Source organism: Flexivirga sp. (assembly GCF_035551235.1).
In the GTDB taxonomy this organism is placed as follows: domain Bacteria; phylum Actinomycetota; class Actinomycetes; order Actinomycetales; family Dermatophilaceae; genus Flexivirga.
This window is the reverse complement of sequence record NZ_DASZNO010000038.1, coordinates 189,586-212,214: the sequence shown is the minus strand read 5'-3', so window position 1 is coordinate 212,214 and position 22,629 is coordinate 189,586. Positions and strand designations below refer to the sequence as shown.

The following is a 22,629-nucleotide window of genomic DNA, read 5'->3' as shown; positions in this document are numbered from 1 at the left end:
TCAGGGATGGCAAAGTGTTGAGGCGTGACAGTCGACGAGAGGGGGCGCGCGACGTTGGGGACCGACGACGCGGAGCAACCCCCTCTGCGCCAGAACCGCGACTACACCTATCTCATCGCCGGTGGTGCCATCTCGAGTCTCGGCAGCCGCATGAGCAGCCTGGCGTTCCCCCTCATCACGCTCGCCGCGACAGGGAGTCCGTTCGCCGTCGGTCTGGTCGCCGGTGCGACGACGATGGCGCTGGTCCTCGTCGGCCTGCCCGCCGGTGCGCTCGTCGATCGCTGGGACCGGCGCCGGACGATGATCTTCGCGGCCGCGTTGGGCGGCACGGCATACCTCTCGGTGGCGATCGCCGCCTTCGCCGACCACATCACCGTGCCGCACCTGATGCTCGCGGCGGCCTGTGGCGGTGTCGCGAACGGTTTCTACGCCCCCGCCGAGCAGGTCGCGGTCCGGCACGTGGTGCGCAAGAGCGACATACCTCGGGCTGCCGTCAACAACCAGGTGCGCTCGGCGACGGCCGGCCTGGCCGGTCCACCGATCGGTGGTCTGCTCTTCGGCATCACGCGTGGCCTGCCGATGGTGGCCGACGCACTCACCTACCTCGTGGCGATCGTGTGCGCCTCCCGCGTGCGGACTCCGTTGCCGGGCACCGCGATCGAGGATCGCGAGGCGTTGCTCCCGTCGATCCGCACCGGACTGCGGTTCCTCTTCGGGCACCAGCTGTTGCGCACGATCACGCTGCTGTCGACGGTGCTCAACTTCGCCGGCACCGGCCTGGTCGTCTCGGTCACCATCACCATGCAGCAGCGGGGGACCGCGCCGGGCTGGATCGGCGCGGTGTCCAGTGCGATGGCGGTCTCGATGCTGGTCGCCTCGCTGCTGGCCGGACGGATCCTGCAGCACCTGAGTGTCGGCCTGCTGATGTTTCTGACGCCGGTCGTCGGCGCGGTCGCCTTCGCCGGTATGGCGTTCGTGCACGCGCCGGTCGCGCTGATGGTGCTGATGGCGTGTGCGACGTTCCTGCTCGCACCGTGCAACGCCGCGGTCGTCGCGGTGCTGACCGCGCGAACCCCTGCCGACCGGCTCGGCCGGGTGATGAGCGCCGACAACGTCCTGTCGCTCGTGCTGACCGCCCTGGCGCCGGCGACCATGGGCTTCCTGATCGGAGCCGCCGGCGGCGAGGAGGCGATGATGACCTTCGCCGTACTGCTCCTGCTGTCCGGGGTGCTGGTGCTCGCGTTCCCCCGGTTGATGAGTATGCCGGCGGTCGTCGACTCCGCCGGGCAGACGGCCTGAGGGCCGGTCGCGCGGCCGGTCAGTCGCGCAGTTGGTCGAACGTCACGCCGACCTCGCCGAGCATGTCCCGCAACACCGGCAGGCTCAGCCCGACCACGTTGTGATGGTCGCCCTCGATGCGGCGCACGAACGGTCCGCCGAGTCCGTCGATGGTGAACGCGCCCGCGACGTGGAGTGGTTCGCCCGTGGCGACATACGACTCGATTTCGGCGTCGGTCAGGTCGGCGAAGTGCACCACGGTCGAGGCCACCACACCGAAGGTCGCGCCGGTGGACGTGTCCCGAGCATCGACGAGCCAGTGCCCGGTGTGCAACGTGCCGGAACGACCGCGCATCCGCTGCCAGCGGGCGGTCGCCTCTGCGGCGTCGGCCGGCTTGCCGAGGGTGTCGCCGTCGAACTCCAGCACCGAGTCACAGCCGAGCACCAGCGCGTCGGCGTCGGTCCCCGCGGCCACGGCCTCGCACTTGGCACGCGCGAGCAGGAGCGCGACGTCGTCCGTGCCCAGCGGCTCACCGAGACCGGCCTCGGCGCGCGCGAGGGCGGCGGGCTCGTCCACGTCCGAGACGATCACCTCGGGCTCGACACCGGCCGACCGCAGGGTCGCGAGTCTGGCGGGGGAGGCGGAGGCGAGGATGAGTTCGACGGTCACGACGGCAGCCTACGGGCTGTCGCTCACCCAAGGACGTTGTCCTCGAAGCACCAGCGCCAGCCCTCACCCGGCTCGAACGAGCGCATGACCGGGTGGCCGGTCTCGGTGAAGTGTTTGCTGGCGTGCTTGCCGACCGAGGAGTCGCAACACCCGACGTGCCCACAGCTGAGGCAGAGTCGCAGGTGCACCCAGACGGTGCCGTCCTGCAGGCACTCCTCGCATCCCTCCGGGGTGGTCGGATCGACCGCGAACGGCGCGTCCGCGAGATGGCAGCAGCCGAACTGCCGCTCCTCGGGGGTGAGCAACATCCGCTCGGTCAGGCTGCGGTCGTAGTCCTGCACCCGCGCGATCATCGACTCCTCCAGATCGAGCGAGCCCATGACGGCCTGCAGGACCTCGTGGTCCATGACGCCCTTGTCGCGCAGCTTCAGGACCTTGCTGCGCTCGGCGTCGAGCATGGCCGATCGCAGCCGCCGGTAGGCATCGGAGGGGGTCTCGCTGGTGCCGTCGCTGTGGCCGAGACGTTCCCACGCGAGGTTGGCGCGGCGGGTGCCCTGGTGCCGCAGGACCGAGACGACCTGGTCGGGGACGTCGAACTCGCTGTCGTCCAGCTCCTCCTCGAGGCGGCGGTTGCCCGCGTTGACCGCGGCCTGCGTCAGCTGCGCGGTTTGTAGTGCGTCCTCGCGGGGGTCGGGGCCGTGCAGGTCGAGCCTGCGGGACAGGAAACCGAGCGAGAATCCTTGCAGCACAAGGGTGCCCACTGTCACAACAAGGGCGATGAAGACCATTGCGGCCCGTTCCGGGGTCTCCGTCGGCAAGAGGAACGCCGCAGCCAGCGTGACCACGCCCCGCATACCGGCCCAGGACGCGATGGCCGTCTCCCGGCCGCTCATCGCGGTGCTGGACCAGCCCCAGCGCCGGCTGAGGATCTCGGAGCTGAGCAACCAGACGGGGCGCAGCACCATGACGGTCAGCAGGATCAGGACCGCGATCCCGAAGGTACGGCCCAGGCCGCTGCCCGAGTGGCGCACCCCGTCGACGATCGTGCGGGTCTGCAGCCCGATCAGCAGGAAGACCATGTTCTCCAGCAGGAACGTCATCGACGCCCAGTTGAGCTGTTCGGAGACCCGTGACTGCGCGGTCTGGATCTTGGGCGCGGCGTGACTGGTCGCAACCCCGCAGACCACGGCCGCGATCACGCCTGAGGCGTGCACCTTCTCGGCGGGCAGGTACGCGATCCACGGGCTGAGGAAGCTCAGCGAGACGATCGTGACGGTGTCGGTCACGTGCCGCCATACCCACGACACGAGGAGGTAGGCGACGAAGCCGATCGCGGCGCCGCCGAGCGACGCCCACAGGAAGTCCCGCCCGGCGGTGAAGACCGTCGTCGCGCCGGCGCCACCGGCGATCAGCCCCTTGGCGGTGTTGACCGTGACCAGGGCCGTCGCGTCGTTGAAGAGCGACTCGCCCTCCAGCACCGAGACGACCCGACGGGGCAGGCCGATCCGGCGGGCGACCGCTGTCGCGGCGACCGCATCGGGCGGGGCGACCACGGCTCCGAGCGCCACCGCCGCGGCGAACGGCACGTCCAGCAGGGCCCACGCGACGAGCGCGACCCCGAACGCCGTGAAGAGCACCAGCAGTACCGACATCTGCAGGATCTGCCGTCGTTCCCGGCTCAGGTCGATCAGCGACGTGTTGGACGCCGCGGCGAACAGCAGGGGCGGAAGGAACCCGAGCAGCACGATCTCCGGGTCCACCTCGAACGGGTAGGCCATGACCGGTAGGAACGACACTGCGGCGCCGACCGCGACCAACAGCAGCGGGGCGGACAGGCCGATCCGGCGGGCGATGGTGGCGAGCACGACCACCGAGGCCGTCAGCAGGAAGATCGGTAATGCAATATGCACGCGGTCATCTTCCCAGGTGGCCGGTGGCTACAGCGTGCGCAGCACCGCTCCGCGCAGCGTGTCGAGACCGACCGAGCCGATGTCGAGCGCGCGACGGTGGAACGCCTTGAGGTCGAAGGCGTCGCCCTCCTGAGCGCGCGCCTCGTCGCGCAGCTGCATCCAGATCCGCTCGCCGATCTTGTATGACGGAGCCTGGCCCGGCCAGCCGAGGTAGCGGTCCAGCTCGAACCGCAGGAAGCCCTCGGGCATGTCGCAGTGTGCGTTGAGGAACTGCCAGCACTTGTCGTAGGTCCAGTCGCCGCCGCCGACCTCGGCCGGTGCCTCGAAGCCGCAGTGCACGCCGATGTCGAGGACGACGCGTGCGGCGCGCAGGGACTGCCCGTCGAGCATGCCGAGCTTGTTGCCGGGGTCCTCCAGGAATCCGAGTTCGTCCATCAGCCGTTCGGCATACAGGGCCCAGCCCTCGCCGTGTCCGGAGCACCAGACGCCGAGCCGGCGCCAGGTGTTGAGCAGGCCGGAACGGAAGATCGTCTGGCCGTTCTGCAGGTGATGCCCGGGTACGCCCTCGTGGTAGACGGTGGTCAGTTCACGCCAGGTGCTGAACGACTCGACGCCCTTGGGCACCGACCACCACATCCGGCCGGGCCGGGAGAAGTCCTCGCTCGGTGAGGTGTAGTAGATGCCGCCGGATTGCGTTGGGGCGATGCAACATTCGATGGTGCGCGCGGGCTCGGGGATGTCGAAGTGGGTGCCGCCGAGCTTGTCGATCGCCTCGTCGGCCTTGCCCTGCATCCAGCGCTGCAGGGCCTCGGTGCCGCTGAGCGTGTAGTCGGCGTCGGTGTCGAGCGCGGCCATAGCCTCCTCGACCGAGGCGCCCGGCACGATCTGCCCCGCGACCTCCTGCATCTGTGCCGTGATGCGCGCCAGCTCCTCCTGACCCCAGGCATAGGTCTCCTCGAGGTCGACCGTGGCGCCCAGGAAGTAACGCGAGTGCAAGCCGTACGCCTCGCGGCCACAGGCGTCGGACTCGGGCGCCAGCGGCAGCAGCTCCTCGCGGAGCCGGTCGCCGGCCCTTGCGTAGGCCTGCGCGGCGACATCGATGTCGCCGGCGATCTCGGGGCGCTGGCGCTTCAGCTCGGCGAAGTAACCGTCGGCCGCGGTGTGGTCCTTGGTCTGCTCGATGCAGGCCTTCACCTGCCGGACCGGGCTGACGACGCCCTGATCGGCGGCCACGTGCAGGGACTCGAACCACTGATCCAGCGCCTCGGGTATGGCGCGCATCCGCCTGCCGACCGTCGCGATCTGCTCGGGTGTGTCGGTGGGCATCAGGTCGAACGTGTCGCGAACGTCCTGCAGGGGCGAGGCGATGACGTTGAGCGCGGAGTGGTCGAGGTGGGCGTCATACCGCTCGACGTCCAGGCCGAGGCGCTCGCGCATCGCGTCGATGGTGACCTTGTCGACGTCGTCCTCGGCGGTCACCCCATCGAGCGCGGCGAGCGTCTCGCGCAGCAGGGCGTTGCGTTCGGCGAGGCCGGCGGGGGAGAAGTCGTCGAGCTCGTCCTGGCGTTCGGTCGAGCCGATGTAGGTGCCCCACATCGGGGAGAGTTCGATCGACTTCTCGTGGAAGCGCTCGGCGATCGAGTCGACAGCGGTCGGGGTGCGTGCGAGGTCGTCAGTCACAGCCTGCACGCTAGCCGGGCTGAAACGGCGTTGCATCAGGTTTGCACGGCCCGCACAATCGTCGGGTGTCCGTGTTGAATGATTCGCACCCTGCCGGTGCGCCCATGCCGCGTGTCATCTCCACGAATGTTGGCCGGGCGGAACGGAATTCGGCCAAGACGACGCCGACCGGCATACACAAGCGGTCGGTGCCCGAGATCAGTGTGCGGGCGCCGGGTCCGAAGCACGGTGGTCTCGGCAGCGGTGTGCTCGACGACTTCATCGGTGACCGCGAGCACCACGGCGGGGACGACCAGGCGGTGTATGCCGTGGCGCGTGAGGAGCTGGACTGGTGGGGCGCGGAGCTCGGTCGGCAGCTCGACGACGGCATGTTCGGTGAGAACCTCACGACCGTCGGTCTCGACGTGGATCGCGCTGTCATCGGCACACGGTGGGAGGTCGGCGAGGCAGTGTTGGAGGTCAGTGGCCCGCGGATCCCGTGTGGCACGTTCCGGATGCACATGGCCGAGCGCGGTTGGCTGAAAAGGTATGTCGCACATGGGCTTTCCGGGGCGTACCTGCGCGTGGTCACTCCTGGCGCCATACGACCGGGTGATGGGGTGCGGGTGCTGGAGGCGCCGTCGCACGGCGTGGATGTGCCGACGGCGTTCCGTGCGTTCTACGACGACGTGGACGCGATGCGAGCGGTCCTGGAAGCGGGCGTGCTGGACGAGCGGGACCGCGAGCGTATGGCGAAAAGAACACGCATTCTTGACCCGGGACTGACCTGAACATCACTCGCGCATGACGTGCCCGGCGTAGCGTCAAGACTCATGAAATGTCGCTTCCTCGTTGCAGTTTCAGCCGGTTCGGTCGCATTCGGGATGGCGGCGACGGCGCCGGCACAGGCGACGGAGGTCGGCCAGGTGTCGGGCACGGTGGCAGCCGCGCAGCTGAAGCTGGGGCTGACGGGGACCTCGGCGGACGCGAAGGCAGACCTATCGACGCTGACCGTCAAGGCGAAGGGGTCGATGGACGGCTACAGCCGCGACCTCTTCCCGCACTGGCGAGACGCGTCGACCTGGGGCTGGCCGGTGGAGCCGAACAACGCCTGCAACGCGCGGAATGCGGCGCTCTACCGGGACGGTGAGAACGTCACGATGTCGTCGACGTGCACCAGCCTGCAGGGCACGTGGGTCGACCCGTATGGCGCCAAGAAGTATGACGAGGCGTCCGACATCGACATCGATCACGTCGTGCCGCTGGGTGACGCCTATGCCACCGGGGCCGCGGCCTGGGACACCACGAAACGCACGCAGTACGCGAACGATCCGCTGGTGCTGGTGTCGGCCGACGATTCGCTGAACCAGTCGAAGGGTGATGACGATCCGGCGGAATGGAAGCCGCCGAACACGGCGTCATACTGCCTGTACGCGACGCGCTGGGTGCTGATCAAGGACAAGTACGGCCTGTGGGTGACCAGCTCCGAGAAGACCGCGCTGAACAGCATGCTCGCCACCTGCTGAGCGAGTTCGCAGGCCTGGACAATAATCAGGTTTCCTGTTAAAAACGGCGATGCACCGACCGTTTTTCTCAGGAGGTAAGCCATGTGTCTCGAGGACTCTTGTCACCGGATCGGCCGTCGCAGTCTGCTGGCGACCGCCGGTGTGTCAGCGCTCGGCGCCGGACTGGGACTGACAGGTTCGGGAATGTCCGCAGCATCGGCGCAACCCGCCGCTCGATCGGTGCGCCGTGGCGAGCTGGAGCTCACGCTGCTCGGCACCCAGGCCGGGCCTCCGGTCCAACAGAAGCGGGTCGGCATCTCCACCGTGCTCACGGTCGCCGGCGTCAACTACGTCATCGACTGCGGACGCTCCTCGGTGACCCAGTACGTCCAGTCGGGTCTCCGGCTGCGCGACCTGCGATCCATCCTGATCACCCACCTGCACGCCGACCACGTGGCCGACTACTACAACTACTTCATGCTGGGCGGGCACATCCCGAACGAGGAGGGCGACAACCTCGCGGGACCGGTCAAGGTGTTCGGTCCCGGATCCGCCGGGGCGCTTCCGCCGAAGTACGGCGGTGGTTCGGCGCCGGTGATCGCGCCTGACAACCCCACACCCGGCCTGGCGGACCTGACTGAGAGCTGTCACCGGGCGTTCGCCTACAGCAGCAACATCTTCATGCGGGACACCGGCATTCGCGACATCCGGACGCTGGCCGACGTGCACGAGATCGCGGTCCCCGATGTCGGCGCGGATCCGCTGGGCGACACGGCACCGCGAATGGCGCCGTTCGTGGTCTTCGAGGACGACCGGGTGCGCGTGACCGCCGTCCTCGTCCCACACGGCCCGGCCTTCCCGTCATTCGCGTTCCGGTTCGACACGGACTACGGCTCGGTGGTGTTCTCCGGTGACACCCGGAGGAGCGACAACCTGATTCGGTTGGCCCGCGATGCCGATGTGCTGGTGCACGAGGCCATCAACGTCCGCGGCGCGAACCTGCCCGACGCGGTCATGAACCACATGCTGCAGTCGCACGTGGAGGTCCAGGAGGTCGGCCCCATCGCCGAGGCGGCGGGTGCCCGGCACCTCGTGCTCTCGCACATCGGAGATCTCGCGCACCATCCGCTCGATCCACGCCAGTGGTCACGGTGGGCGCAGCAGGGCTACAGCGGCCGGGTGACTGTGGGCGAGGAGCTGATGCGAATCGCTGTCCCATCGCGTGGGCGGCGTGCGTGACTGGCGGTGGGCGTGAGTATCAGTGGGATTCGCACGCCGTGTCGGTCACCGGTGCGATCATCGGAAGATGTCGAGTTTCGATGAGGCGGACCGCCCGGCGCTGATCGCGGCGCTTGAATACCAGCGCGCTTCGGTGCGCTCGATCGTGGAGGGTCTTTCCGAGAAGGATTGGCACACCTCGGTCGTGCCGTCCGGCTGGACGCCCGCGGGAATGGTGGCGCACCTCGGCGGTGCCGAACGCCACTGGACGTGCGACGTCGTTCTCGATCACGACCCAGGCCACCCGTTCGACGAGGACTTCGACGACGAGCCCTACGACCCCAACGCGCCGTTCGTCATCGACTGGCCGTCGTCGAAGGTCTTGACCTATTACCGGGATCAGAATAGGCAGACGAACGAGATGCTTGCGGCGACTGCGCTCGATGCGGCGCCCCGGGGTCGGCACAGCACGGACCCCGACGAGGAGCCGCTCACCGTACGCGAGATCGTGCTGCACCTCATCGAGGAGACGGCTGCCCACTCCGGACACCTGGAGATCGCGCGCGAGTTGCTCGACGGCAAGACCCGGCTGGGCTTGCGGTAGGGGCCCGGCCATGGCCGGCATACGAGGACTGAGCGGATGGATCGTGCGTCCAGCGCGTTCAGGACGGTGCCGAGACCTGGCGCATTGATCTGGCGGGAGTGCCGTGCGCTACTGCGCGTTTGCCGGATCGGAAACTGTTGTGGCTGTTGAGGTTTCGTTCGATGGGGTTGTCAGTGGTCCCGTTTAGAATCGAACACAGATAGCAACCAGGGGTGACGGGTGGAGGTGGCCGGTGGTGATGTCCCAGGACAGTGGCCGGGTGCTGGATCTGTCGGGTCTGCCCGAGACGGTTGCGAATGCGTTGGTCGCGTTGGTCACAGAGGCCGGCCGCGGGGACGGGGCAGTGACGCGTGCGGAGCGCGTGTCGCGGGAGCACTTGGGGGACGTGGTGCAGGCGGCGGAGGCGGTGAAGGGTTTCGCGGATGCGGCGTCGTTGGACGCCACGGCGGCGTTGGTCCAGGACGTGGCCGTCGATCACGGTGTGCCGGTGGATGATCCGCGGTATGTCGCGAAGGTTGCGGCGCACCGTAAGCATGCGTGCCGGGCGGTGGTGCACGAGGTGCAGTTGTTGACGGGGTCGACGTTGAGCGCCGCACGGGACCGCGTGCGGTTCGCGACCGCGATGACCCAGCGGGTCGGGGCCGCACACGAGTTACTGGCCGGGGGTGGGTGTTCCTGGGAGCGGGCCCGGATCGCATACACGGAGACGGCGCATCTGGATCCGGTGTTGGCCGGTCAGGTGATCGATCGGCTGCTGGCGCCACCGGACAGGACACGCGCCGACAACAACGGCGACGGCGATGGTGCGTGTCCGGTGCCGTTGTCGCACAGTGGGTTCCGAGCGAGGATCCGCCGACAGTTGGCGTTGGTGGATTCGGCTGCGGCGGACCGCAAACGCCGTCATGCGGACGCCGTGCAGGGGCGGGATGCGTGCACGTTCCCCGGCAAGGACGGCACTGCGATGTTTCAGGCGACCGGGGACGCGGCTCGGGTCTTCGCGGCGCAGCAGCGCATCACGACAATGGCGAAGGCAGCACGGGCTGCGGGTGACCCGCGCACCCTGGCGCAGTTACGGGCGGATATCGCGATCGACCTGTTGCTGCGTGGCACGGTCGCCGGGGATGACTGTCTCGGCAACGCACCGGCAGGCCGATTGCACGTGATCGTCAACCTGGCAAGCATCCTGCCCGAGGACGTCCTCGCCGGGTGGGCCGACGGCGGCGCGGCTGGTTCGAGCACCGGTGCTGGTGCGGCGTTCGGCGTCGGCGAGGTGCCCGGGCTCGGGTTCCTGTCGGCGGAGCAGGTGCGGGAGGTCGCGTTGCAGGCAGGCTCGACGTGGGCGCGTCTGGTGACCGATCCGATCAGCGGCGAGGTGATGGATGCGGCGCGCACGTATCGCGTGCCGGCGGCGATGGCCCGGCTGGTCAAGGGCAGGGACCGCGCCTGCCGGGCGCCGGGCGATTGTGGTGTGGCTGCGGCGGATGCGGATGTGGATCACGACGTCGAGTACCAGCCCGGTGCAACGGAACCGGGGAAGGGGGCGACGCACCCGGACAACCTGCACGCGTTGCACCGGGGGCATCACAATCCGAAGACCGGCAGGTTCTGGGCGAGCCGGCAGCACGAGGACGCGTCGATCAGTTGGCAGACGCTGACGCGTCGGCTCCGCACGATCGCGTACGACCATGACCGGCCCGATGATCAGTGCCCGCCGTTCGTCAGCCGCATCGAGCAGGAGTTCGGGATCAGGTTGGCGCTGTGCCGCGAGCACGACGTCACACCCAACGTGTTCACCGATCTGGAGGACCTGCACCTCCTCACCGGCCACGACGACGAGCACGCCCGCGCCCCGGAATCACACGCCGTCCCGGACCTGGATGGCCAGGACGACGACGGCGGCGATCACGATCACAACGATCGTGGCCGGGGGCCACGGCGGAGGCTCCGATGCAAGATCACCTTCTACCGGCCAAGGCGCGACATCCGTATCGAGCTACCGAAGGCACCACCGTTCTAGGAATTGAGATGTGGGTGTGCTCGGTTGCGAACACTGCCGATTCACTCGGTGGCCGCGTCGCGACATCCGCATTGAACTATTCACGCACCACGCTGACCGGCGCGCCCGGCAGCTGCCTTGGCGGGCAATCCTGCGGCGAGTCCGGGCTGGCGGCGGGAGTGTAGCGATCCGCAACGCCGGCCGGGCGGGTCCGCACGGAGCGACACGGCGGAAGGGAGGCGGGTCGGCACGCCGGCGGGGTCGTCGCCCGACCAACAGGCGACCGCAGTGGAACGAAAACGCAACGCCGGCGCGGGGTCTCGGTCTCGATACGCGGCTCGTTCCTCACCGCTACTCGACCGGCGAATGGACGCGGCTCGTTCCTCACCGCTACTCGATGCGCGAGTAGACCAGGTGACAGGGTGATGGCATGACAGCGCTGAGCACGACCGAGGTGATCGCGACGGGGGAAAGGCTCCTGTCTCGTCCGCTACGGCTCGTCCGCGAGCTCAGCGGCGGCCAGGACGCGGTCACGATCCTGGCGACGGACGGCACGGAATCGTATGTCGTGCGGGCGTTTTCGCAAGAGTCACCCGCGGTGGGCCACGAGATCGGCGTGCTCGAGAGGCTGGACCCGCTCGGCGCGATGGCGCCCCGGCTCATCGCGTATGGCGAGGAGTCGGGCCACCCCGTGATCGTGACCACCGCTCTCGACGGCAACCACCCGGACCCTGACCTGCCACCGGACGTGATCGCCGAGCAGATGGCGAGTGCACTGGCGAGGATCCACCAGCTCGACGGCACGGGACTACGTCCCGAACCGCAGGAACCGCCGACGAGGACCAGCAGGCTGTCCGTGCGTGCGCACGCGCAATGGGAGCGGCTGGACCTGAGCGGTCGCGTCCTCACGCACTTCGACTTCTGGTGTGGCAACGCCCTCTGGAATAACGACCGGCTGGTGGGGGTGGTCGACTGGAACGGCGCCCGCTGGGCTCCGCGCGGCGTCGACGTGGCGTGGTGCCGGCAGGACCTGGTACTGCTCGGTTCGGTGGCGGCAGCGGACCACTTCCTGCGCAGCTACGAGGAACGCTCCGGGCACCACGTCCCCGACATACGCGCCTGGGACGTCCTGGCTGCCGAGCACGCCGACCCGCACGTCGAGTCCTGGGACGTCAACTATGCCGGCATCGGCAGGGCGGACATCACCGCGGCCATCCTGCGGAAACGCCTCGACGCATGGATCGACGAACTACTCGGCTAAGTCAAGAAAGTACATCAGGCGATGGATTGGAATTTGGTCCCGGTGGCAGTGATGTTTCCATGATTGTCGTAAAGCGCGGCGGGGGTCGCGTTATTGAACGGTGTCAGCGAGAACCACGCCCAGCGCTGTACGTAGGGCAATGTGGCCATCATGCTGTTTGCTGCGCTCATGAATGCGGATTGCACCGAGGAGCTTTCTGCTCGCGGAGTCGACCCGTCGAACCAGATGAGGCTGAATTCAGTGAGCCAGATCGGAAGCTTGTACCTGTTGTAGGTCGCCTGAAGATATTGCTGGAGGATGCTGACGGCTCGTTGAGTGGAGTAATTGCTCCAGAGATCGGCACTCATGTACCAGTGCAACGGAATGAAGTTGACTCGGTAACCCCGTGACCTCACACCACTCATGAATTTATCGAGCCATCCCCCCGGGGTGGCGGCGTTCGAGGAGACGGCGGGCGCGCCCAGCGTCATGCCGGTCCCTTGCAGCTTCGGCCAGGCGTCCAGCGCCACTTGAACCGACATGTTGGCCTGGGTCGGCACGTCCGGCTCATTGAACCCGAGCAGTATTCGGCCGTTCGACTTCGCTTGTGAGAGCGCACTGCTGGTCAGGTCACGTTGACCCCAGATCATGGGCACGAATTCGCAGCCGGTCGGGGTGGTGATCCACTCATGATTGGGCGCCCACGTGTAATACCAGTGCGCTTGTGAATTCGCCAGATCATTGCTCACTTGATCGACCCCGGCCCAAGCGCCGACACCGGGAATGGGTGTCGTGGAGGCGTCTGCGGATGGTGTCGACCACGCTGTACTGAGCGCTGCTGCGGTCGTTCCGAGCGACCCGGCGAGTGCGCTCCGCCTACTGATGCTCATCTCTTCCCATCCGGTTGATCGCGGCTCGATATCGGCTGTCGCATCAGCTGTCGATATCGGCTGATATCGGCCGTCGGCAGCGGTTGATGTCTGCGGACAAGGCTACTTCCTGAAGCCGTCGCCATGTGGTGTCGAGAGCGCTCGCGGTCGTCTCTTCTTGCCGCTGTATCACCTATCGAGACCCGAAGTTTCGAACCTACGGACCGGTAACAGATCCATGTACGCTCCTCGCCATCAGGGACTAGACACCTCAGCGACGACGCCTCGACGGGCATTGCACAAGGAGGAAGTGACATGTGGTTCGGTGTCGACGGAACGAGGAGTCTCGGCGCGGCACACGGGACGTGGGACCCATGGCGGTGATGAACCAGACACCGATGCGTGTGGTCGTCACCGGCGGCGCAGGGTTCATCGGCTCCCACCTGTGCGAAGCATTGCACGCGCGTGGCGACGATGTGATCTGTATCGACAACCTCTCCTCGGGTCTCGTCGACAACGTCGCCCACCTGCTGGAGTCACCCAGATTCCACCTCGACGTGCACGACATCCGCGAAGCGATCGAGGTGAGTGGACCGGTCGATGCAGTGGTGAACCTCGCCAGCCTGGCCTCCCCGCCGGCGTATCTGGATCGGCCCGTATTCACCCTGACCACAGGATCCATCGGTACCCACCGGGCGCTGGATCTCGCAGCCGCCCACGACGCGCGGTTCGTGCAGGCGTCGACGAGCGAGGTGTACGGCGATCCCGCCATACACCCGCAGACCGAGGACTACTGGGGCAACGTGAACCCGATCGGGCCACGCAGCGTGTATGACGAGGCGAAGCGCTATGCCGAGGCTCTCGTGGCGGCCTACACGCGCAGCGGGATCAACGCCGGGATCGTGCGGATCTTCAACACGTACGGGCCACGCATGCGGCGTGACGACGGGCGCGTGGTGACCAATTTCATCGCGCAGGCATTGGCGGGTGAGCCGCTGTCGGTCTACGGGGACGGGAGCCAGACGCGGAGCCTGTGTTACGTCTCCGACATGGTCCGAGGCTTCCTCGCGATGATCGACAGTCGCGTGAAAGGGCCTGTCAATCTTGGAAATCCGCAGGAACTGACGGTCAGGGAGATTGCCGAGCGGATCCGCGATATCGCCGGGTCGACGTCCGTCATCGACTACCATCCGCTTCCCGAGGACGACCCGACCCGCAGGCGACCGGACATCAGTGTGGCCCGCGCCGAACTCGACTGGTCACCGCTGGTCGACGTAGCGGAAGGGCTCGAGAAGACAGTGTCGTGGAACTGCATGAAGTATGCAGAAAATCCATCCTTCGTCGATGCTGTCTCCATTTAAGCGGGCCGGCCGGCACCGGGCCAGGATCCGACCGCAAGCCCGCCCGGCGGGTCGGCACCGGGTCCACCCGAAGAGTTCGCGGCGAGTCACCTCGTCGACCGGCGGGCGGGCGCTCGCTGCATCGCCCGCACAACGCGGTGGGACCGCGGTCGACGACGTGCGCGACTACCTGTTCGCCCTGTCCGGCGGGATCGTGATCGATGTGCGTCCGTCGGGGCCGGTGTTCGGGTCCTTGCCGTCCCGCCGCGCTGCCGACCAGGCGCTGCTGGCCCCGGCGCTGTCACCACGAGCCCGGCGAATCCTCGCGTTCCTGTCGGCGGGATGGCTCCTGACCTTCTGCGTGTTCGTGGCGTGGTGGGTCCTGCCGTCGCACCGCCTGACGTGGTTCGGCTTCCTGATCAACTCCGGACTCCTGCTCGCGGTGCTGCTGCTGTCCGTCTACTTCCTCCGCATCGTCAACCGCATGCGTTTCGTCGGCGCGGACCTGCCTCTTCCGAGCGGGCGGATCGCGATGGTCGTCACGAAGGCACCCTCCGAACCGTGGCCACTGGTTCGTACGACGCTGCGCGCGATGCTCGACCAGAATTTCCCCGCTCCCTACGATGTGTGGCTGGCCGACGAGGACCCCTCCGTGGAGACGTTGACGTGGTGTCGGGAGCACCGCGTGTACGTCTCCAGCCGACGTGGGGATGACCGCTACCAGCGGGTGACCTGGCCACGGCGACGCCGGTGCAAAGAGGGGAACCTGGCCTACTTCTACGACCATTACGGCTATCAGTCGTACGACATCGTGTCGCAGCTGGACGCCGACCATGTCCCGGGACGGAGTTACCTGCGGGAGATCGTGCGGCCCTTCATCGACCCGGCCGTCGGCTACGTCGCCGCCCCCAGCATCTGCGACGCGAATGCCGAGCAGTCCTGGACCGTCCGCGGCAGACCCCACGAGGAGGCGGCCTTCCACGGAGCCCAACAGATCGGACTCAACGCGGACGGCACCCCTGTCTGCATCGGATCGCACTACGCCGTCCGCACGGCGGCATTGCGCCAGATCGGCGGGCTGGGCCCGGAGCTGGCCGAAGACTTCACCACGTCGTACCTGCTCAATGTCGCCGGGTGGCGTGGTGCGTTTGCGATCTACGCCAGCGCGCACGGGGACGGTCCGACCGACTTCGCCGCCATGGTCACCCAGGAGTTCCAGTGGGCGCGCAGCCTGACGACGGTGTTCTTCACGCTGGTGCCACGCACCTGCCGGGCGCTGCCCTTCACCCTGGCGGCCCGCTTCCTGCTCCAGTCCGGCGTCTACGTGCTGCTGACCTTCATGGCCGTGCTCGGTCCCGCCAGCTTCGCCATCGCCGACGTGACTCGCAGCCGATGGGTGTCGGTCGACATCGTGTGGTTCTTCGCGCTCTGGGGTGCGATGACGAGCTGGCTGCTGGCGGTGACGGTGTTGTTACGACAAACGGGTGTCACCCGACCACTCGATGCCCCGACCATCAGCTGGGAGCGGATGCTGTATGTCGGCAGCCGCTGGCCGTTCACCGTGATGGGTGTTGTCTCCGCCACCATCGACCGGTTCCTGCCACGCACTCTCGATTTCAAGGTCACCGCCAAGGGCGGCCTCGGACCGCAACCCCTTCCGGTGAAGTTGATCCTGCCCTTCTGCCTGATGAGCTTCACGATGGCGGCATGTGCCCGCGTCGGTATCGGCAGCAGGGAGGTGGTCGGCTACGTCGGGCTCTCCCTGCTCGCGGCCGCCTCGCAGTCCGTCTTCGCGGTCGTCATCTGTGTGCTGCATGCCGGTGACGTCGCTCGGCACGCAGCGAATACCCGCCTGGCGGCGGTCCGCTCCGTCTGGGGGCCGCTGCTCATCTCCCTGGCGACGACGGCATTCGTCGGGTTGGTCACGGCGGCATACATTCCGGAACTCATGGAGGTCTTGTAGATGTCCGCGGTCTCCCGCCCGCAAGGGGCACGCCCACGTGTGCTGGTGACCGGTGGCGCCGGCTTCATCGGCAGCCATACCTGCGTCGAGCTCATCCAGTCCGGGTACGACGTGATCGCCGTCGACGATCTGTCGGCCGGAAGCGCTGAGGCCCTGGACCGGGTCCACGCGATCACGGGTGTGCTGCCGATCCTCGAGCGCGTCGATGTCACCGACAGGCATGCGCTCGCGACTGTCTTCGAGCGGCACTCCGTCGATGCGATCATCCATTTCGCCGCACGCAAGGCAGTCGGGGAGTCGACCGAGATCCCGCTCAGCTACTTCCACACCAACGTGGCGGGGACAGCCACTCTTCTGGCAGTCGCCAAGGAGGCGGGCGTCACGCGGATCGTCTTCTCCTCGTCGTGCTCGGTCTACGGCGAGACGCGCGCGCAGTTGCTCGACGAGACTGCCCCGATCGCGCCCACCAACCCGTACGCCTGGTCCAAGCACGCGGCCGAGCGGATGATCGACGACGGCTGCCGCTATCACTCCGACATGCGCGCCATCAGCCTCCGGTATTTCAACCCCATCGGCGCGCACCCCAGTGGGTTGTTGGGCGAGGTCCCGGTGGGCACGCCGCGCAACGTCATCCCGTATCTGGCACAAGTCGCAGGCGGTCAGCGCGAGCGCCTGAACGTCTTCGGTGCGGACTATCCGACGGCAGACGGGTCGGCGGTCCGCGACTACGTCCACGTCGTCGACATCGCCCGCGGTCACGTCGACGCGCTCGACCACATCGATGATCACCCCGGCATGCAGGTGTTCAACCTCGGGACGGGGGAGGGGACCTCGGTCCTCGAGCTGCGGGCCGCCTTCATCGAGGCGTGCGGCCGCGACATCCCCTACACGGTCCTGCCCCGCCGCCCCGGAGACGTGCCGCGGCTGGTCGCCGACGCCGGCTCGGTGCGCGAGGCGTGGGGCTGGAAACCGCAACTCGACCTGGCCGCCATGTGCCGTGACAGCTGGAATTTCCAGGTCGCCAACCCACGAGGATATGCCGATGCAGGCCGTCCCTAGACGACTGGCGATCAGCGGCGGGCTCGGTGGGCTGGCTGCGGCGGTCGCAGGGTGCGGCAACCCACTTGCGGTCTCCTCGACGACGCCCGCCGGGCCACCCGCGACCACGCAGGGACCGTCGGCGGCTCCCACCCCCAGCGCCCGACAGACGGAGCGTCCGCCGCCCCCGGGCCCGCTGCCCGGGGTGGCGACATGGACCGGGGTGGATCATGTCAGTCAGGACCTCGCCGACTCGGGTGCCCGTTGGTACTACACCTTCGCGCCACATCACCACGGCATCGAGAGTCCGCCCGGCTGCGAATTCGTGCCGATGATCTGGGGAAGGCCGGACCTGACCGACGCTGCCCTCGCACAAGCCGCCTCGCTCGGGACGTCGTTGCTCGCGTTCAACGAACCCCTCGTTCGGACGCAGGCACACATGTCGGTTCAGGAGGCCCTGACCGCCTGGCCGCGGCTGCAGGAGACCGGCCTGCACCTGGGTGCACCGGCGGTTGCGGCCGGAGCCGACCGGCCCGGTGGGTGGCTCGACCGGTTCATGAGCGGCGTCCGGGGCCGGAAGTATCGCGTCGATTTCCTGCCCTTGCACTGGTACATCCGCCCGCGGGTGGAGACCGACTTCTCGATCAGCCGCGCCGTCGATGACCTGCACGATTACCTGAAGGCTTCGTACGACCGCTACAACCTGCCGATCTGGCTCACGGAGTTCAGCCTCATCTCCTGGCACGGCGCCGGCGCGCGCTCCAGGAGCTCGAGTCTGCAAGCCGAGTTCCTCGACGCGAGCGCCGCCATGATGACGACGCTGCCGTATGTGCACCGCTGGGCATGGTTCTCGCTGACGCCCAAGCCCTACGCGCCGACGGTCGCGCTGTACGACGACGACGGACGCACTCGCAGCGTCGGGCGACAGTTCCGTCGGATCAGCTGACCGCGACTCAGCCGCGGACCGCCGACACTGCACTCAGCACACCGAGCACCACCATCACGACGGCCGCGACACGCGTGATCCACACGATCGGCATGAACTTCAGCAACGTCTTGCCGCCGAGTATGGCGAGCAGCGCGACCAACCACAGGCCGAGCGTCGCGCCGATGCCCACCGACAACGGATCGTGATACTTCGCAGCGAGATTCGCCGTGAGGATCTGGGTGAGGTCGCCCCACTCGGCGACGAAGATGACGCCATACCCGAGCGACGCGACCTTCAGGAAACCGGCGCCGTCGAAACGCCCCGACACCGCGTCGGCGCTCTCCGCCTCGCCCTCGGCCTCGACCTCGTCGTGGTGGGCGCCCTCCCGCCAGATGAGCCAGGCGCCGAACACGAAGAGCAGTGCGACCACGCCCTCGACGAGCCGCCCGGGCAGCAGCGACAGCAACTGACCCGCACTGACCGCGATCACGACGTGCGTGAGGAACGCCGCCGCGACGCCCGTGAACACCCACGGCCACGGGAAGCGGGTGCCCAGCACGAGGCCGGCGACGGCGCTCTTGTCCGGGAGCTCCGCCACGAAGGCGAGCGCGAAGACGGTGACGATGATTCCGAGGTCGAGCACGAGGGTCCTTGGCTTCGGGCCGGAACGCCGTGCCGGGCAACAAAAAAGACGAGCACGTCGAACCGGCAGCGGGTTGCTGTCATGGTTCGAACGTCTCGTCCAGTCACCTGTGCGGTGACCCCGAACACCGGGCGGCGGACCGCCAGTATGTCGACATCCGGTCGAGGGACTACTCCCGTTCGCGACACAGGCTAACGGGACTGCTCCCGAGATGCACATCCGGCGAACGCCTCGAGCCGGATGGCGCCACGAGCCGGCCGATCGCGACCACTAACCTTGGTGACGTGAGCCACTTCCTGGATCGGTCCGAGATCAATGACCGGCTCCGAGACACGCCGGAGAACCCCTGGCACGACGTGGACGTGAGCCCCGAAGTGGCCTCGACCAACGACGAGCTGCTGCGCGACCCGCAGCCTTGGCGCGCACTGGTCACCGACAACCAGGTCGCCGGGCGCGGTCGCCTCGACCGCTCGTGGGAGGCACCCGCCGGAACCTCGATCGCGCTCTCGGCGACGATGCCGCTGCCGCAGGACGCCACTCGCTGGGGATGGGTGCCGTTGCTCGTCGGTCTCGCCGTACGCCGGGCGGTCCGCGACCTCACCGGAGCATCGATCGGGCTGAAATGGCCCAACGACGTGCTGGTCCGGCCGAATGCACGGGCCCCATGGGCCAAGGTCGCCGGCATACTCTGCCAGGCGAGCGGCGGCGCCGACCCGAGTGTGGTGGTCGGCATCGGTCTCAACGTGCACCAGACCAGGGACGAACTGCCGGTCGACACCGCCACCTCCCTGCATCTGGCCGGGTATGACGTCCGCTGCGAGGACCTGATCGTGGCCGTGCTGAGAGCACTGGCCCAGGTCCAGCGCGAATGGGATGGTGCCGGCGAGGACGACGCCTACCGCGCCGCCTGCGTCACCATCGGCCGGCAGGTGCGGGTCGAACTATCCGGCGACGAGTCGGTCACCGGACCCGCCCTGGACATCGACGAGATGGGCCGCCTGCTCATCGACACGCCGGACGGTCCGGTGCCGCACGCAGTGGGTGACGTCATACACATCCGACCGGGCGAGCGCAGTCTGCTGCCGGAGCCCGACCCGCACGACCGCGCGGCGTTCGTGGACGCACTCGAGGAGCGCCTGCTGGGTGCGCCGCGGGTGCTTCGTCGGGCGGACATCGCCAAGGGTGCGGGCGTCACGGCGGAGGACACCAGCAAGCTGTGGCGTGCCCTCGGGTTCGCCAGCGCACGCGACGAGGATGTGGTCTTCACCGAGACCGACCGTGAGGCGGTGCAGGCCGTCACGCGGACCGTCCGCGACGGGAAGCTGGATGAGGCGACGGTGCTCGGCCTGGCTCGGGCCATCGGGCGGTCCACCGACCGGCTGGCGATGTGGTCGCTGCAGGTCATCACCGACATGGTCACCGGTGACGACGGCATCGGCGTGGACAGCAGGGTCGCCCGCCTCGCAGCACAGCGCGCAGTGGATATGGCCGAGGACCTCACCCCGCTGATCACCTATGTATGGCGGCGCAATCTCGCCGTCGCGATCTCGCGGATGATCGCCGACTCCGAGCCGGAGTCGCACATCGGCGTACGACGGACGATCGGCTTCGCGGACCTGGTCAACTTCACCCAACTGACGCGGCAACTGGGCGAGCGCGAACTCGCCACGCTGGTGCAACGTTTCGAGTCCCTGGCCTCCGACATCGTCGCCGCGCACGGTGGAGCAGTGGTCAAGACCGTCGGCGACGAGGTGCTCTTCTCGCACACGACCGTCGAAGGCGGCGTCGCGATCGCCTTCGATCTGATCGATCAGGCGGCTGCCGACGACCTGATCCCGCGGATGCGGGTCGGCGTCGCGACCGGCCGGGTGCTGGCCCGGCTCGGGGACGTCTACGGCAACACGGTCAACCGCGCGAGCCGGCTGTCGAGTGCGGCCGATCCGGGTACGGTGCTCGCCGACTCCGATGTGGCGGCCGCGCTCACCGGACACGCAGATGTGCGGGCGGTCGCGAGAGAGGCGATTCACCTGCCGGGAATCGGACAAATCACGTCGTGGGTCCTATCCAGGCGTCATGGCGAACTACTATCGCCACCATGACCCGTGTCTTATTGGCCGAGGACGATCCCGCGATTTCCGAGCCGCTAGCTCGTGCGTTGCGGCGCGAGGGCTACACCGTTGACGTCCGGGAAGACGGGCTCGCCGCCCTGGACGGCGCCCAGAGCGGTCCCGACCTGGTCATCCTCGACCTCGGGCTTCCCTCCATCGACGGCCTTGAGGTGTGCCGCCGGCTGCGCAACTCCGGCAGCTCCGTGCCGGTGCTCATCCTGACGGCACGCGCCGACGAGGTCGACACGGTCGTCGGCCTCGACGCCGGCGCCGACGACTACGTCACCAAACCCTTCCGGCTGGCCGAGCTACTGGCCCGTGCCCGGGCGTTGCTGCGCCGTACCCCGCCCGACGAGGCTGAGGTGGCGCCGTTGGTGCGCCTGGACGCCGAAGCCCGCCGAGCGTTCGTCGGCGACAACGAATTGCAGCTCACCGCAAAGGAGTTCGAGCTCCTGCGGGTGCTGGTGCGCGAGCAGGGCAAGGTCGTCTCCCGTGAGCAGCTGATGCACGAGATCTGGGAGACCGCCTGGCTCGGCTCCACCAAGACCCTCGACATGCACGTGTCCGTGTTGCGCCGCAAGCTCGGCGACGACGCCACCCGCCCCCGGTTCATCACCACGGTGCGCGGTGTCGGGTTCCGCTTCGAGCCGGCCGGCGGAAGCTAGCCGCACGTGCGCAACAGGCTGCTCCGTGCTGGTCCGCGGATCGCCGCGCCGCCGTTGGCGCTGGTCCTGATTCCTTCGCTGGTGCTGACGCCGGCGTGGTGGCATCGCGGGCTGCTCCTGGTGCTTGCTGGCGTCGGTGTGGCGTTCGTCTGGTGGCGGACCCGGCACATGGCCGAGGAGATCGCGGGCCCGGTCGAGGAGCTCACCCGGCGCGCCGAGCGTGCCGAGGACGGTCCGGTCATCTTCGAGCCCCTGCGCAGCGGGATCGACGAGATCGACCGCATCTCACAGGTTTTCGAGGGTCGTGCCTCCGAGCTGACAGCGACCCTCGCCGCTGAGCGCGAGTTCGCATCGGATGCGAGCCATCAGCTGCGCACCCCGCTGACCGCGCTGCTCATGCGGCTGGACGAGATCTCGATCAGCGACGACATCGAGCAGATCCACGAGGAGGCCACCGTCGGCATCGCACAGGTCGAGCGCCTCACCACTGTGGTCGACAAGCTGTTGCAGCGAGCCCGGGAGTCGCCGTCCGGGCCGCTGCCGACGATCTCGCTGGATTCGGTGATCGCCGAGCTGCAGCGCGAATGGCAGCCGGCGTTCGCCGACGCCCGGCGCAGCGTCAAGGTCAGCGGAGAGCGTGGGCTACAGGTCGTGGCCAGCCGCAGCGGCCTCTCCCAGATCCTGGCCACCCTGCTGGAGAACACCCTGCAGCACGGCACCGGCACCGTGGAGGTCATGGCGCGGCGCAACGGTCCGTCGGTCGTCGTCGAGGTCAGCGACCAGGGGCCGGGAGTCGACCCGGCGATCGCGCCGCACATCTTCAAGCGCCGCGTGAGCACCGGTGGCACCGGGCTGGGGCTCGCGCTGGCCCGTGACCTCGCCGGCGCCAACGGTGGGCGGCTGGAGTTGCGCAGCGTGCAGCCGGCGGTCTTCGCGTTGTTCCTGTCCGAAGGTGAGGCCGCGCCCTCGGCACTGCACCGGCATCACGGCTGAGT

Annotated in this window: 19 protein-coding genes; 14 read left to right on the top strand and 5 right to left on the bottom strand. The window is 68.1% G+C overall.

Going from position 1 to position 22,629, the window contains the following annotated elements:
• The first annotated feature begins 24 nt into the window (after positions 1–24).
• Positions 25–1,299 (top strand): MFS transporter, encoded by a 1,275-nt coding sequence (locus VG502_RS13800; protein WP_325550640.1) that lies wholly within the window; start codon positions 25–27, stop codon positions 1,297–1,299.
• A gap of 19 nt (positions 1,300–1,318) precedes the next feature.
• Here the strand turns inward: VG502_RS13800 and VG502_RS13795 are convergent, their stop codons facing one another.
• Genes VG502_RS13795 through VG502_RS13785 form a run of 3 tightly spaced genes read right to left on the bottom strand, consistent with a single transcriptional unit; the run spans position 1,319 to position 5,574 of the window.
• Entirely contained in the window at positions 1,319–1,948 is a 630-nt protein-coding gene (locus VG502_RS13795) for a Maf family protein (RefSeq protein WP_325550639.1), read from the bottom strand.
• Between the two features lie 23 nt (positions 1,949–1,971).
• Entirely contained in the window at positions 1,972–3,858 is a 1,887-nt protein-coding gene (locus VG502_RS13790) for a Na+/H+ antiporter (RefSeq protein ID WP_325550638.1), read from the bottom strand.
• Between the two features lie 27 nt (positions 3,859–3,885).
• The gene (locus VG502_RS13785; protein WP_414655742.1) at positions 3,886–5,574 is read right to left on the bottom strand and encodes a DUF885 domain-containing protein; all 1,689 of its coding nucleotides are present in this window, start codon (positions 5,572–5,574) and stop codon (positions 3,886–3,888) included.
• A 68-nt stretch (positions 5,575–5,642) separates the two neighbouring features.
• Here VG502_RS13785 and VG502_RS13780 point away from each other — a divergent pair, with 68 nt between their 5' ends.
• From VG502_RS13780 to VG502_RS13755, 6 genes are all read left to right on the top strand, one after another.
• Complete coding sequence (locus VG502_RS13780; protein WP_325550636.1) at positions 5,643–6,308, top strand: MOSC domain-containing protein; 666 nt, start codon at positions 5,643–5,645, stop codon at positions 6,306–6,308.
• Between the two features lie 42 nt (positions 6,309–6,350).
• A complete protein-coding gene (locus VG502_RS13775) occupies positions 6,351–7,043 on the top strand; it encodes an HNH endonuclease family protein (protein ID WP_325550635.1) in 693 nt (230 codons plus the stop codon).
• A gap of 183 nt (positions 7,044–7,226) precedes the next feature.
• Positions 7,227–8,261: an MBL fold metallo-hydrolase gene (locus VG502_RS13770; protein ID WP_325550634.1), complete on the top strand. Its 1,035-nt coding sequence runs from the start codon at positions 7,227–7,229 to the stop codon at positions 8,259–8,261.
• A gap of 67 nt (positions 8,262–8,328) precedes the next feature.
• A complete protein-coding gene (locus VG502_RS13765; protein WP_325550633.1) occupies positions 8,329–8,844 on the top strand; it encodes a DinB family protein in 516 nt (171 codons plus the stop codon).
• A gap of 235 nt (positions 8,845–9,079) precedes the next feature.
• Positions 9,080–10,861 (top strand): hypothetical protein, encoded by a 1,782-nt coding sequence (locus VG502_RS13760; RefSeq protein WP_325550632.1) that lies wholly within the window; start codon positions 9,080–9,082, stop codon positions 10,859–10,861.
• 409 nt (positions 10,862–11,270) lie between these two features.
• Positions 11,271–12,101, top strand: coding sequence for a phosphotransferase family protein (locus tag VG502_RS13755; protein WP_325550631.1), 831 nt, complete (start codon positions 11,271–11,273; stop codon positions 12,099–12,101).
• Between the two features lie 14 nt (positions 12,102–12,115).
• Here the strand turns inward: VG502_RS13755 and VG502_RS13750 are convergent, their stop codons facing one another.
• Positions 12,116–12,829 (bottom strand): glycosyl hydrolase, encoded by a 714-nt coding sequence (locus VG502_RS13750; protein ID WP_325550630.1) that lies wholly within the window; start codon positions 12,827–12,829, stop codon positions 12,116–12,118.
• Positions 12,830–13,347: 518 nt separating this feature from the next.
• Between VG502_RS13750 and VG502_RS13745 the strand changes: the two genes are divergently transcribed.
• Genes VG502_RS13745 through VG502_RS13730 form a run of 4 tightly spaced genes read left to right on the top strand, consistent with a single transcriptional unit; the run spans position 13,348 to position 18,236 of the window.
• Positions 13,348–14,310, top strand: a complete 963-nt coding sequence (locus VG502_RS13745) for an NAD-dependent epimerase/dehydratase family protein (RefSeq protein WP_325550730.1) — start codon at positions 13,348–13,350, stop codon at positions 14,308–14,310.
• Positions 14,294–16,252 (top strand): glycosyltransferase family 2 protein, encoded by a 1,959-nt coding sequence (locus VG502_RS13740; RefSeq protein ID WP_325550629.1) that lies wholly within the window; start codon positions 14,294–14,296, stop codon positions 16,250–16,252. Before VG502_RS13745 ends, VG502_RS13740 begins: the two co-directional genes overlap by 17 nt.
• Complete coding sequence (gene galE, locus VG502_RS13735; RefSeq protein ID WP_325550628.1) at positions 16,253–17,311, top strand: UDP-glucose 4-epimerase GalE; 1,059 nt, start codon at positions 16,253–16,255, stop codon at positions 17,309–17,311.
• A complete protein-coding gene (locus tag VG502_RS13730; RefSeq protein WP_325550627.1) occupies positions 17,295–18,236 on the top strand; it encodes a glycosyl hydrolase in 942 nt (313 codons plus the stop codon). The genes galE and VG502_RS13730 overlap by 17 nt, the downstream gene beginning before the upstream one ends.
• A 7-nt stretch (positions 18,237–18,243) precedes the next feature.
• On the opposite strand, the gene VG502_RS13725 is transcribed toward VG502_RS13730, so the two are convergent.
• On the bottom strand, positions 18,244–18,861 hold the full coding sequence (locus VG502_RS13725; protein ID WP_325550626.1) for a TMEM165/GDT1 family protein: 618 nt from the start codon (positions 18,859–18,861) through the stop codon (positions 18,244–18,246).
• Between the two features lie 284 nt (positions 18,862–19,145).
• Between VG502_RS13725 and VG502_RS13720 the strand changes: the two genes are divergently transcribed.
• Genes VG502_RS13720 through VG502_RS13710 form a run of 3 tightly spaced genes read left to right on the top strand, consistent with a single transcriptional unit; the run spans position 19,146 to position 22,627 of the window.
• Positions 19,146–20,960 (top strand): biotin--[acetyl-CoA-carboxylase] ligase, encoded by a 1,815-nt coding sequence (locus VG502_RS13720; RefSeq protein ID WP_325550625.1) that lies wholly within the window; start codon positions 19,146–19,148, stop codon positions 20,958–20,960.
• Positions 20,957–21,634, top strand: coding sequence for a response regulator transcription factor (locus VG502_RS13715; protein WP_325550624.1), 678 nt, complete (start codon positions 20,957–20,959; stop codon positions 21,632–21,634). The genes VG502_RS13720 and VG502_RS13715 overlap by 4 nt, the downstream gene beginning before the upstream one ends.
• Before the next feature lie 6 nt (positions 21,635–21,640).
• A complete protein-coding gene (locus tag VG502_RS13710) occupies positions 21,641–22,627 on the top strand; it encodes a sensor histidine kinase (protein WP_325550623.1) in 987 nt (328 codons plus the stop codon).
• Positions 22,628–22,629 lie beyond the last annotated feature (2 nt).

What these genes read in the sequence shown, in the direction of transcription:
- VG502_RS13785 (WP_414655742.1), bottom strand. Translation starts at nt 5,574, where the DNA reads ATGCAACGCCGTTTCAGCCCGGCTAGCGTGCAGGCTGTGACTGACGAC.
- VG502_RS13780 (WP_325550636.1), top strand. Translation starts at nt 5,643, where the DNA reads ATGCCGCGTGTCATCTCCACGAATGTTGGCCGGGCGGAACGGAATTCG.
- VG502_RS13775 (WP_325550635.1), top strand. Translation starts at nt 6,351, where the DNA reads ATGAAATGTCGCTTCCTCGTTGCAGTTTCAGCCGGTTCGGTCGCATTC.
- VG502_RS13770 (WP_325550634.1), top strand. Translation starts at nt 7,227, where the DNA reads ATGTCCGCAGCATCGGCGCAACCCGCCGCTCGATCGGTGCGCCGTGGC.
- VG502_RS13765 (WP_325550633.1), top strand. Translation starts at nt 8,329, where the DNA reads ATGTCGAGTTTCGATGAGGCGGACCGCCCGGCGCTGATCGCGGCGCTT.
- VG502_RS13755 (WP_325550631.1), top strand. Translation starts at nt 11,271, where the DNA reads ATGACAGCGCTGAGCACGACCGAGGTGATCGCGACGGGGGAAAGGCTC.
- VG502_RS13745 (WP_325550730.1), top strand. Translation starts at nt 13,348, where the DNA reads ATGCGTGTGGTCGTCACCGGCGGCGCAGGGTTCATCGGCTCCCACCTG.
- VG502_RS13740 (WP_325550629.1), top strand. Translation starts at nt 14,294, where the DNA reads ATGCTGTCTCCATTTAAGCGGGCCGGCCGGCACCGGGCCAGGATCCGA.
- galE (WP_325550628.1), top strand. Translation starts at nt 16,253, where the DNA reads ATGTCCGCGGTCTCCCGCCCGCAAGGGGCACGCCCACGTGTGCTGGTG.
- VG502_RS13730 (WP_325550627.1), top strand. Translation starts at nt 17,295, where the DNA reads ATGCAGGCCGTCCCTAGACGACTGGCGATCAGCGGCGGGCTCGGTGGG.
- VG502_RS13715 (WP_325550624.1), top strand. Translation starts at nt 20,957, where the DNA reads ATGACCCGTGTCTTATTGGCCGAGGACGATCCCGCGATTTCCGAGCCG.